We start from the raw sequence: 10,244 nt of genomic DNA, 5'->3' as shown, positions 1-10,244 counted from the left end.
AGCTTGCCACGTACGGGTTGGTGCCCTGGCAGGCGGCCAGGGCGAAGGGAAGCAGGGCCAGGCACAGCAGACGGTATGGCATGTGTTCCTCCCGACAGGCGGGGTCAGCGGGGTCGGCAGACCCAATGCAGGTAGCGCCCCAGCCCGGCGAAGCTCGGGTGGCGGCGGTGGGCCAGTTCCATCTCCAGCAGGTCGAGCAGCTCGGCCTTGTCCTGGAACTCCTTGGGCATGTAGTCGTGGAACACCCTGACCCCACTTTCACTTTCGACCTGCCACAAGCCTTCAAGTTGCGCCTTGAGTTCACGCGGATCAAGCGGTTTCTGCGGCGTCAGGCTTTGCTTCTCGCCGGCCAGCTTGTCGCTGCGCAGCTTGCGGAAGTGGCCCTTGAGCAGGTTGCGGTACACCAGCGCATCACGGTTGTAGAACGCCAGCGACAACCAGCCGCCGGGCGCGGTCAGCTGGTGCAGCACCGGCAGGATGCTTTCCGGCTCGGCCAGCCATTCAAGCACGGCGTGGCACAGCACCACATCGAACGGCTCGGTGAGTTGGCCGAGCAGTTCCTGCCAGGGGGCCTGGATGAACGTGGCCTGTTGCCCGGCCTCGGCAAAGCGTGCACGTGCGCCGTCGAGCATGGGCGCTGCGGGTTCGGCCAGGGTCAGCTGGTGGCCGCGCTCGGCCAGCCACAGCGCCATATGGCCCAGGCCGGCGCCGATGTCGAGGATGCGCAGGGGGCGGTCGGGGAGGGTTTCGGCGAGGTCGGCCTGTAGCACGGCCAGGCGAATCGCGCCTTTGGCGCCGCCGTAGATCTTCTCGGCGAAGCGGCTGGCCAGTTCATCGAAGTGACGGTCGTTCATTTGGCGAAGCGCCTTTCGCTGTCGGCAAGCTTGGCCCGCACCACTTGTTCCAGGTCCAGGCCCAGTTCGCTGCACAGCAACAACAGGTACAGCACCACGTCGCCGACTTCCTGGCCGGCATGGGCGAGCTGTTCGGCGCGCAGTTGGCGCGACTGGTCTTCGCTCAGCCACTGGAAGATTTCCACCAGCTCGGCCATTTCCACACTGGCGGCCATGGCCAGGTTCTTCGGGCTGTGGAAGCCGCGCCAGTCGTTGTTGTCGCGGATGCGGTGCAGGCGTTCGGTCAGTTCTTGCAGGTTCATCGGGGGCTCTCCTTCTGGCGCATAGCTTCGGCGGCGCGAGGGAGCAAAGCAAGTGAATTGCAGGTGCGCTACAGCGTGCGCCAGGTGCCCGACATATGCAGCAGGCTGCCGTGCCCTTGCAGGCTCAGCTGCCCTTGTGCGCCTACCCCGCTGGCGTTCAGGACGACCTCCGAGGGCAGGCGCACCGGCTTGTGGAAGTCCACGGCAAACTCAAAACCCGCGACTGGCAGGTGCCCACGCAAGGCCGCCAGTGCCATGGCCTTGCTCCACATGCCATGGGCGATCGCCTTGGGGAAACCGAACAGGCGGGCACTGGCGGCGCTCAGGTGGATGGGGTTGTAGTCGCCGCAGACATTGGCGTAGCGCCTGCCGATATCACTGTCGGCGTACCAGCGCGTCACCTCTGGCAGTACCTGTTGTTCAGCGTCTGCTTGCTCGGCGCCCTGGCCTTCGAGCTTCAAGCCACGCACCAGCATGCGGCTGGTTTCGCGCCAGAGTACGCCCAGGCCATCCTCGGCCTCGGTCACCAGGTCGAAGGTGCCGCCTTTGGCATGGGGTTGCAGGTTGTTGGCCTGCACGGTGAAACGCAGGCCATCGACGCCACCCAGCGGGCGCAGCACCTGCACGCTGTTGTGCAGGTGCACCAGGCCAAGCAGTGGGAAGGGGAAGTCGCGGTCGGTGAGCAATTGCAGTTGCAGGGTGAATGCCATCACGTGAGGGTAGGTGGGCGGCAGGCGGCCATCGTCGGTGAAGTGGCAGAGCCTGCGGTAGGCCGCCAGGTTGGCTGCGTCGACCCGCAGGAAGCAGCGCAGGCCCTGCGCGGGCAAGGTGCTGCCGGTGATCTTGCGCTTGCCCAGCGCACGCAGGTAAAGGCTGGCGCGCGAGTCGGGGCTGTGCAGTTCCTGGAAGGCTCGGCTCATGCTCAGGCCCCCATCAGTGCTTGGCCGCAGACCCGCAACGCCTGGCCGCTGACCGCGCCGCTGCCCGGCTGGCTGAGCCAGGCGATGGCCTCGGCGACGTCCTGTGGACGCCCGCCCTGGCCCAGGGAACTCAGGCGCCGCCCGGCCTCGCGCAGGCCCATGGGCATGGCGGCGGTCATATGGGTTTCGATAAAGCCCGGTGCCACGGCGTTGATGCTGGCGCCGCGCTCGGCCAGGCGCGGTTTCCAGGCCTGGGCGAAGCCGATCAGCCCGGCCTTGCTTGCGGCGTAGTTGGCCTGGCCACGGTTGCCAGCGATGCCGCTGACCGAGGCCAACAGGGTGATGCGCGCATCCTGGCCCAGCCTGCCGGCGTCGAACAGCGCCTGGGTCAGTACCTGCGGGGCCTTGAGGTTTACCGCCATGACCGCGTCCCAGTATTCCGGGGTCATGTTGGCCAGGGTCTTGTCGCGGGTGATACCGGCGTTGTGCACTACGATGTCGATGCCGTCGGGCAGCGCTTCGAGCAGCTGCGCCGAGGCGTCGTTGGCGCAGATATCCAGGGCCAGGGCATGGCCGCCCAGGCGCGCGGCGAGGGCGTCGAGGTCTTTTTGTGCGGGAGGGACGTCCAGCAGGATCACCTCGGCGCCATCGCGGGCCAGGGTTTCGGCAATGGCTGCGCCGATGCCGCGGGCGGCGCCGGTCACCAGGGCGCGGCGACCGGCCAGTGGGCGGGTCCAGTCCGCCACTTGGGCAGTGCAAGCCTCAAGACGCAAAACCTGGCCCGAGATGAACGCGCTCTTGGGCGAGAGGAAGAAGCGCAGCGCACCTTCGAGCTGGTTTTCCGCGCCTTGGTCGACATACAGCAGCTGCGCCGTGGCGCCATTGCGCAGCTCCTTGGCCAGCGAGCGGCTGAAGCCTTCAAGGGCGCGTTGCGCCACGCTGGCCTGGGCATCTTCCAGTGCTTGCGGTGCCCGTCCGAGGACCACCACCTTGGCGCAGTTGGCCAGGCTTCGCAGCAGCGGCTGGAAGAATTCGCGCAACTGCTTGAGCTGGTCGCTGTCGGACAAGTGACTGGCATCGAACACCACCGCCTTGAGCTTGGGCCCCAGCCCGGCCACCCAGGCGGGGGACTGCAAGCCTTCGCTGGCGAAGCTGTAGGATTCGTCGGTAAGGGCAGGGGCGAAGCTTTCGACGGCGCTTGCCAGCGGCCCGCCACCCAGCACCAGGGCACCCTCCACCGGGCGCAGGCGACCGGCCTGCCAGCGCTCCAGCGGGGCCGGGCGCGGCAGGCCGAGTGCGTCTACCAGGCGACGGCCGAGGTTGGAGTTGGCAAAACCGAGGTAGCGATCGCTCATGTGTGGGGTCTCCCTGAAGGCAAGCATGCAAGTGTGGACCAACTTTATGGCAAGGTCGTTCGAATGGGCTAAAAACACCTAGGCTGTAGCGGTGGTAGTAGCCCGAAATAGCTGCTTCCACGAAATTGTTGCTTGATTTGTTCAAGGAGAACCCTGCGTATGCGTTCCATCCGCCGTGTCGCGATTCTGGGCGGCAACCGAATCCCCTTCGCCCGCTCCAACGGTGCCTACGCCACGGCGAGTAACCAGGCGATGCTCACCGCCGCACTCGAAGGCTTGGTCGAACGCTACCGCCTGCACGGCCTGCGCCTGGGCGAGGTGGCTGCCGGCACGGTGCTCAAGCACGCCCGCGACATGAACCTGACCCGCGAATGCGTGCTGGGCTCGCGGTTGTCGCCGCAGACCCCAGCCTACGATATCCAGCAAGCCTGTGGCACGGGCCTGGAGGCGGCGTTGCTGGTGGCCAACAAGATCGCCCTGGGGCAGATCGACAGCGGTATTGCCGGTGGCGTCGACACCACCTCCGACGCCCCCATCGGGGTCAACGAAGGCTTGCGCCGGCTGTTGCTGGAGGCCAACCGTGGCAAGCGCCTGGGCGAGCGCCTCAAGCCGTTCCTCAAGCTGCGCCCGCATCACCTCAAGCCTGAGTTTCCGCGCAATGGCGAGCCACGCACGGGACTGTCGATGGGCGAGCATTGCGAGCAGATGGCAAAAACCTGGGGCATCGAACGGGTTGCCCAGGACGAGCTGACGCTGCTCAGCCACCATCACCTGGCCGCTTCCTACATCGAGGGCTGGCACGACGACTTGCTTACCCCCTACCTGGGCCTCACCCGCGACAACAACCTGCGCCCCGACTTGACCCCGGAGCAGTTGGCCAAGCTCAAGCCGGTATTCGACCGCAGCGCCCAGGGCACCATGACCGCTGGCAACTCCACCCCCCTCACCGATGGCGCCTCGCTGGTGCTGCTGGGCAGCGACGCCTGGGCCGAGCAGCGCGGGCTATCGGTGCTGGCCTACCTGGTGGATGGCGAAGCGGCAGCGGTGGACTTCGTCAAAGGCCAGGAGGGCCTGCTGATGGCGCCGGTGTACGCGGTGCCGCGCCTGCTGGCGCGCAATGGCCTGACCCTGCAGGACTTCGACTACTACGAAATCCACGAAGCCTTCGCCGCTCAGGTGCTATGCACCCTCAAGGCCTGGGAAGACGACGACTACTGCCGCACGCGCCTGGGCCTGGACGGCGCATTGGGCTCGATTGACCGCAGCAAGCTCAACGTCAAGGGCAGTTCGCTGGCCGCAGGTCACCCGTTTGCTGCCACGGGCGGTCGCATTCTGGCGAACATGGCCAAGCTGCTGGCCAAGGCCGGCAAGGGGCGTGGGCTGATTTCGATCTGCGCGGCAGGCGGGCAGGGCGTGACGGCGATCGTCGAGCGCTGAGTACGCCTGCAAAGCTGGTAGGCTTGCCAGGCCACGCACAAGAACATACGCCGCATGCCGAGCCACGAGCCGATCAGCCCACCCCGCGCCATCCCCGACCTGGACCACCTGCCCAGGCCGCTCTATGCCCGCGCCGAAAGCCTCGGCGCGGGCTCCTGGACCCCACGCCACCGCCACGACTGGGTGCAGTTCTCCTATGCGATCAGCGGCGTGCTTGGCGTCTTCACCAGTGAAGGCAACTACTTCGCCCCGCCGCAGTGGGGCGTGTGGATTCCCGCAGGTACCGGGCACGAAGTGGTGTCTTCGATGCAGGCGGAAATGCGCAGCCTTTATGTGCGGCGTGATGCCTGCCAGTGGGCGCCAGACCATTGCCGGGTGCTGGAGGTGACGCCGCTGGCCCGCGAGCTGATCAAGCAATTTTGCCTGCTGCCGGTGCACTACCCGGAAGGCGACAGCGCCGAGGCGCGGTTGGTGGCGGTGTTGCTCGACCAGTTGCGGGCCTTGCCGGAGGTGGGGTTCTCCTTGCCGCTACCGCGCCATGCGGGCTTGCTCAGGCTGTGCAACCAGTTGATCGCGGCGCCCGACCAGCCGCAGACCCTGCAGCAATGGGCGCTGCAGCTGGAGTGTTCGGAGAAGACCTTGATGCGCCTGTTCCAGCGCGAGACGGGCTTGAGTTTTCGCAACTGGCGCCAGCGCATGCGCTTGCTGTCGTCGCTGGTGGTGCTGGAGGCGGGGCAGAGCGTGACCGAGGCGGCGTTGGCCTGTGGCTATGATTCCACCTCGGCGTACATTGCGGCGTTCAAGCAGTTGTTTGGTTCGACGCCGGGGGAGCTTAGATTCTGAGTTGATGTAGGCGCTCCCACAGGGCGACGTTGGATCAGGTACGGAACCTACGCACCAACGCATCCAGCTCATTGGACAACCCCGCCAGGCTCTCGGAGTCCTGCCGCGCCGCCTGGGCCAGCTCGGCCACCAACTGCGCATCGCCATGGATCTGGCTGATATGCCGGTTGATGTCCTCGGCCACCTGGTGCTGCTCCTCGGCGGCCGTGGCGATCTGGGTGTTCATGTCGCGAATCACATCCACCGACTCGCGAATCTGCCCGAAGCTGTCACGCGCCAGGCCGATACGGCTGACCGACTGTTGCGACACTTCGATACTGGCGTGCATCTGCTCGGCCACCTGCGAGGTACGGCTGGCCAGGTTGCCCAGCAGGCCATCGATTTCTGCGGTGGAGTCGGCGGTGCGCTTGGCCAAGGCCCTTACCTCGTCGGCCACCACGGCGAAACCACGGCCTTGCTCACCCGCGCGGGCTGCTTCGATGGCGGCGTTGAGCGCCAGAAGGTTGGTCTGCTCGGCGATCGAGCGGATGGTGCCGAGAATCGACTGGATGGCCGTGCTGTCGCGCTCCAGTTGCTGGATCGACAGGGCCGACTGCTCGATCTCCTGGCTCAGGCGGTCGACGCTCTGCACCGCCGCATCGATCTGCCGCTGGCCGTCGCGGGCCTGTTGTTGGCCACTGTCGGCCGACTGCGCGGCCTGGCTGCAGGAACGGGCCACTTCGTTGGCGGTGGCGACCATTTCATGGAAGGCGGTAGAGACCATGTCCACTGCCTCGCGCTGGCGCCCGGCCGCTTCGGCCATGTCGCCGGAAACCCGGGTGGAGCTGGCCGAGGTGCTGAGGATCTGCCCGGCGGCACCGCCGATGTGCTGGATCAGGCTGCGAATGGCGCCGAGGAACTGGTTGAACCAGTTGGCCAGTTGAGCGGTTTCGTCGCGGCCACGCACTTGCAGGTTGCGTGTCAGGTCGCCCTCGCCCTGGGCGATATCCTCCAGGCCGCTGGTGACGCTGTTGATCGGGCGCACGATCAGCTTGGCGAAGGCGGCGCCGACCCCGGCGAACATCGCTGCGAGCACCAAGGCGATGGTGCCGATCAGCCAGGTCAGGCGGGTGGTGTTCTGCATCACTTCGTCCTGGCGGATCAGGCCGATGAAGGTCCAGCCCAGGCGTTCGTCCGGGTACAGGTTGGCCATGTAGCGCTCGCCGTTGAGTTCCACTTCGGCCAGGCCCTTGCCGGCCTTGGCAAGCTCGGCGTAGCCACCGCCGAAGCTCTCCAGCTGCTTGAAGTTGTGGCTGGCATCACGCGGGTCGACCATCACGTTGCCGTTGTTTTCCATCAGGATCAGGTAGCCGCTTTCGCCGATCTTGATCTGCTTGACGATTTCGGTGAGGCCCTTGAGGGAAACGTCGATGTTGACCACGCCGCCGGGGTTGCCGAGCTGGTTGGCCACCGCGCGCACGGTGCTGACCAGCACCGCGTCGTCGCCGGCCCAGTAGTAGGGCGCGGTGCGCAGGGTTTTGCCAGGGTTGGCCATGGCCAGCTGGTACCAGGGGCGGGTGCGGGGGTCGTAGTTGGCCATCTTCGGGTCGCCGGGCCAGAAGGCATAGCCGCCGTCACTTACGCCGTAGGACACGTAGGCGTAGTCCGGGTGGCTCTGGGCCAGGCGCGTGAACAGCTCGCCGAGTGCCTTGTCCTGGGGGCCGGGCTGGATCTGCTCGGCATTGGCCGAGAGGTGCTTCTTAACGTCACCGCCGGTGGCCGCCACCAAAGGTTGGCTGGCAAGGTAGTCGACGTTCTGCGAGATACCCTGGAAGAACAGGTTCATCGCATTGCCCACCTGGCGGATTTCCCGGCTGCTGCCGTCCAGGAAGCCCTCGCGCGCTTCGCTGCGCAGGTTGAGGACCACCAGCGTGGCCACGAGGATGATGGGCAGGCCGGCGATCACGGCGAAGGCCCAAGTCAGTTTTTGCTTGATGTTCATCCACGCTCCCGGATTGTTCTTGTGCGTTTGGCAGGTTGGTATACCAAGCCATCGGCAGCCGGGAAGGTTTATTGAATGAACAGTGTGTCTATCGGATGAAATGTTGCGTGCGACGTTTCAGTGGTGGCCGAAGGTTTTTTCCAACGCCATCACGATTTTTTTACATAAGGGTGTTTATCTTCGCACCCACGTTGGGGAGTAGCCTGCTTTAGATCTCTGATCTAGAGCGTTCGCGTCAACATTCTCGGCAACATGCCGTGGCGCGAACACCTCTGGTTGGCGAGACCAGCGACCTATCCATGCCTCAGGTCGGGCGCGTGGATGCGTCGCTGTCTCATAGCCCGACCGGAAGATAACCGTGAGTCCGATTTCTCTCATCTTCTTGGCCTTGGCCATGTCTACCGATGCCTTCGCTGCTGCAATTGGCAAAGGCTCATCGTTGAATAAACCCCGTTTCAGCGAGGCGCTTCGCACCGGCCTTATCTTCGGCGTTATCGAAGCCATCACGCCCATCGTGGGATGGGGCATGGGTCGGGTCGCCAGCCAGTTCGTGGAAAGCTGGGACCATTGGATCGCCTTTACCTTGCTGCTGGTGCTGGGCCTGCACATGATCTACAACGGCGTGAAGCAGGAGGGCGAGGAAGAGGCCAAACCGGATTCGCATTCGTTCTTCATCCTGGCCGTTACCGCTGTGGCCACCAGTATCGACGCCCTGGCAGTCGGGATCGGCCTTGCGTTCATCGACGTGAACATACTGGTGGCCGCCGCTGCGATCGGTATCGCCACCACGGTCATGGTAACGATTGGCGTCATGCTTGGCCGCGTATTGGGGGTGATCGTCGGCAAACGTGCCGAGATACTCGGTGGGGTGGTGTTGATGCTGATTGGCGCGACCATCCTGTACGAGCACCTGACGGCGGTTTCCTAAGCCATGGACAAGTCATTGAGTGACATCGGCAGGGGCGCTGTGCCTCTGCGTCGGGTGCTGAAGCGGGTTGCTTTCTCCATTGCCGGCCTCGTGCTTGCCGCCGCAGGGTTCTTTTCCTGGCAATCGTTCTACCCGGTTCAAGCGGCCAATGGTTGGAGCTACCGCGTACTGCATGAGCAAGTACCTAAAGCCGCATCGCTGGCGATGCTGAGCGACGGCGCGATCCTGGTCAGCCAGGAGTTGCGCGAAGGCCGAGGCAGTATCGTGCGCATAGACGGGCCGGGGGAGCGCCACGAGGTGCTGGGAGGCCTGAGCAAACCCGATGGTTTGATCGCTGCGCGGGGCGGTTGGGTGTTCAGCCAGGAGGTCGCCGACAAACCCGTGATGTTCCTGGACGACGGTGTCGTCACGCCACTGTTCGAGGGTTCCGGTGTGCAGGGGCTATGGGACGACGGCGAGAATTTGTACGCCATCGAGGACAGGAAGCACATCGGCCGGCTGTTGCGCTACAACTGGCAGAGCCAGTCCGTCACGGTGGTGCGCGATAACCTGGATGAGGCGGAGTCGATTACCCGCTGCCCCGACGGCCGGATGCTCTACACCAAGAAGGCGCAAGGGGTCGTGCGTGTCCTGGCGCAGGATCGTAGCGATCCCGTGCTGATTGGTGGGCTCAATCAGCCGACCTTCCTGCGTTGTGATGAGCGGGGTTTGTGGATCAATGAAGACTCCACGCACAGGGCGCGTCTATTGCTGATCACACCCCAGGGCAAGCAGCAAACGATTCTCTCGTTTCTCAAGGCGCCGCAGGCCGTGATCGCAACGGGCAATGGCAGCTATCTGGTGGCAGAAGGGGGGAGGGACCGAGTGCTTGAGCTGACTCCGTCCGACTCCACGCCTAGATAAGTGCCAGGCCAATGGCTCAGCGGGTGCTTAGGTTTCAGTGGCAGCACTCGCCGCCGTTGGCCAGGTCCTTGAGGATCGGGCAATCCGGGCGGTCGTCGCCCTGGCAGTGGGCGACCAGGTCGCCCAAGGTGTCGCGCAGGCTTACCAGTTCCTCGATGCGCTTGTTCAGCTCATCGATATGCTGCATGGCCAGCGCCTTCACATCGGCGCTGGCGCGGCCACGGTCCTGCCACAAGGTGAGCAGCCGGGCCACCTCGTCCAGGGAAAACCCCAGGTCGCGGGAGCGCTTGATGAACGCCAGGCTGTGCAGGTCTTGCGTGCTGTACAAGCGATAGCCGCTGTCGCTGCGGGTTGCGGGTTTGAGCAGGCCGATGGACTCGTAGTAGCGGATCATCTTGGCGCTGAGCCCACTGCGCCGGGCAGCCTGGCCGATGTTCATGGAGCCTCCTTGGAGGGAATGCCGGTGGGTGTCCAGGTTTTCAACAGCAGCGCATTGCTCACCACGCTGACACTGGACAGCGCCATGGCGGCGCCGGCCAGCACTGGGTTGAGCAAGCCGAACGCGGCCAGGGGAATACCGACCAGGTTGTAGATGAATGCCCAGAACAAGTTTCGGCATAGGCCCTCCCCGAGCGGGTGCATGGGTTGATTCTGCGCGGCATCTTCCTGTGCCGCCCGCAGGAGATCCAGTGGTTCTACCAGGAAGGCGCCAGCCGCCTGT

At 64.9% G+C, this 10,244-nt stretch carries 11 protein-coding genes, 2 pseudogenes and 1 riboswitch; of the genes and pseudogenes, 4 read left to right on the top strand and 9 right to left on the bottom strand.

Annotation, left to right across the window (positions count from 1 at the left end; all coding sequences use genetic code 11):
* The 5 genes and pseudogenes from ACQKPE_RS24710 to ACQKPE_RS24690 all read right to left on the bottom strand — a co-directional run.
* Positions 1–127: pseudogene (locus ACQKPE_RS24710) on the bottom strand (DUF4136 domain-containing protein); the annotation flags it as partial.
* On the bottom strand, positions 105–854 hold the full coding sequence (locus tag ACQKPE_RS24705; protein ID WP_427669291.1) for a methyltransferase domain-containing protein: 750 nt from the start codon (positions 852–854) through the stop codon (positions 105–107). The pseudogene ACQKPE_RS24710 and the gene ACQKPE_RS24705, both read right to left, overlap by 23 nt.
* On the bottom strand, positions 851–1,156 hold the full coding sequence (locus tag ACQKPE_RS24700) for a MazG-like family protein (protein WP_427669290.1): 306 nt from the start codon (positions 1,154–1,156) through the stop codon (positions 851–853). The genes ACQKPE_RS24705 and ACQKPE_RS24700 overlap by 4 nt, the downstream gene beginning before the upstream one ends.
* Before the next feature lie 68 nt (positions 1,157–1,224).
* A complete protein-coding gene (locus ACQKPE_RS24695) occupies positions 1,225–2,076 on the bottom strand; it encodes a MaoC family dehydratase (protein WP_427669289.1) in 852 nt (283 codons plus the stop codon).
* 2 nt (positions 2,077–2,078) lie between these two features.
* The gene (locus ACQKPE_RS24690; protein WP_427669288.1) at positions 2,079–3,431 is read right to left on the bottom strand and encodes a 3-oxoacyl-ACP reductase; all 1,353 of its coding nucleotides are present in this window, start codon (positions 3,429–3,431) and stop codon (positions 2,079–2,081) included.
* Positions 3,432–3,590: 159 nt separating this feature from the next.
* Here ACQKPE_RS24690 and ACQKPE_RS24685 point away from each other — a divergent pair, with 159 nt between their 5' ends.
* The gene (locus tag ACQKPE_RS24685) at positions 3,591–4,868 is read left to right on the top strand and encodes an acetyl-CoA C-acetyltransferase (protein ID WP_427669287.1); all 1,278 of its coding nucleotides are present in this window, start codon (positions 3,591–3,593) and stop codon (positions 4,866–4,868) included.
* A gap of 54 nt (positions 4,869–4,922) precedes the next feature.
* Positions 4,923–5,711, top strand: coding sequence for an AraC family transcriptional regulator (locus tag ACQKPE_RS24680; RefSeq protein ID WP_427669286.1), 789 nt, complete (start codon positions 4,923–4,925; stop codon positions 5,709–5,711).
* A gap of 34 nt (positions 5,712–5,745) precedes the next feature.
* Here the strand turns inward: ACQKPE_RS24680 and ACQKPE_RS24675 are convergent, their stop codons facing one another.
* Positions 5,746–6,474: a methyl-accepting chemotaxis protein gene (locus ACQKPE_RS24675; protein ID WP_427669292.1), complete on the bottom strand. Its 729-nt coding sequence runs from the start codon at positions 6,472–6,474 to the stop codon at positions 5,746–5,748.
* A gap of 129 nt (positions 6,475–6,603) precedes the next feature.
* A pseudogene (locus tag ACQKPE_RS24670) lies at positions 6,604–7,536 on the bottom strand (HAMP domain-containing protein); the annotation flags it as partial.
* 342 nt (positions 7,537–7,878) lie between these two features.
* A riboswitch (yybP-ykoY riboswitch) is annotated at positions 7,879–8,046 on the top strand.
* Positions 8,047–8,050: 4 nt separating this feature from the next.
* On the opposite strand from ACQKPE_RS24670, the gene mntP reads away from it, so the two are divergent.
* Complete coding sequence (mntP, locus tag ACQKPE_RS24665; RefSeq protein WP_427669285.1) at positions 8,051–8,620, top strand: manganese efflux pump MntP; 570 nt, start codon at positions 8,051–8,053, stop codon at positions 8,618–8,620.
* A gap of 3 nt (positions 8,621–8,623) precedes the next feature.
* Positions 8,624–9,523, top strand: a complete 900-nt coding sequence (locus ACQKPE_RS24660) for a hypothetical protein (RefSeq protein WP_427669284.1) — start codon at positions 8,624–8,626, stop codon at positions 9,521–9,523.
* A gap of 34 nt (positions 9,524–9,557) precedes the next feature.
* Here the strand turns inward: ACQKPE_RS24660 and cueR are convergent, their stop codons facing one another.
* Positions 9,558–9,962, bottom strand: coding sequence for a Cu(I)-responsive transcriptional regulator (gene cueR / locus ACQKPE_RS24655; protein WP_427669283.1), 405 nt, complete (start codon positions 9,960–9,962; stop codon positions 9,558–9,560).
* Positions 9,959–10,244, bottom strand: a 286-nt coding sequence (locus tag ACQKPE_RS24650; protein WP_427669282.1) for a hypothetical protein, incomplete at its 5' end; no start/stop codon positions are given. The genes ACQKPE_RS24650 and cueR, both read right to left, overlap by 4 nt.

The organism is Pseudomonas sp. NPDC089554 (genome assembly GCF_050280645.1).
GTDB lineage: Bacteria > Pseudomonadota > Gammaproteobacteria > Pseudomonadales > Pseudomonadaceae > Aquipseudomonas.
This window is presented reverse-complemented; position numbering and strand designations above follow the sequence as displayed.

Bases quoted from the DNA above. Each gene is read 5' to 3' on its own strand.
- ACQKPE_RS24705 (WP_427669291.1), bottom strand. From the start codon at position 854: ATGAACGACCGTCACTTCGATGAACTGGCCAGCCGCTTCGCCGAGAAG.
- ACQKPE_RS24700 (WP_427669290.1), bottom strand. From the start codon at position 1,156: ATGAACCTGCAAGAACTGACCGAACGCCTGCACCGCATCCGCGACAAC.
- ACQKPE_RS24695 (WP_427669289.1), bottom strand. From the start codon at position 2,076: ATGAGCCGAGCCTTCCAGGAACTGCACAGCCCCGACTCGCGCGCCAGC.
- ACQKPE_RS24690 (WP_427669288.1), bottom strand. From the start codon at position 3,431: ATGAGCGATCGCTACCTCGGTTTTGCCAACTCCAACCTCGGCCGTCGC.
- ACQKPE_RS24685 (WP_427669287.1), top strand. From the start codon at position 3,591: ATGCGTTCCATCCGCCGTGTCGCGATTCTGGGCGGCAACCGAATCCCC.
- ACQKPE_RS24680 (WP_427669286.1), top strand. From the start codon at position 4,923: ATGCCGAGCCACGAGCCGATCAGCCCACCCCGCGCCATCCCCGACCTG.
- ACQKPE_RS24675 (WP_427669292.1), bottom strand. From the start codon at position 6,474: ATGGTCTCTACCGCCTTCCATGAAATGGTCGCCACCGCCAACGAAGTG.
- ACQKPE_RS24660 (WP_427669284.1), top strand. From the start codon at position 8,624: ATGGACAAGTCATTGAGTGACATCGGCAGGGGCGCTGTGCCTCTGCGT.
- cueR (WP_427669283.1), bottom strand. From the start codon at position 9,962: ATGAACATCGGCCAGGCTGCCCGGCGCAGTGGGCTCAGCGCCAAGATG.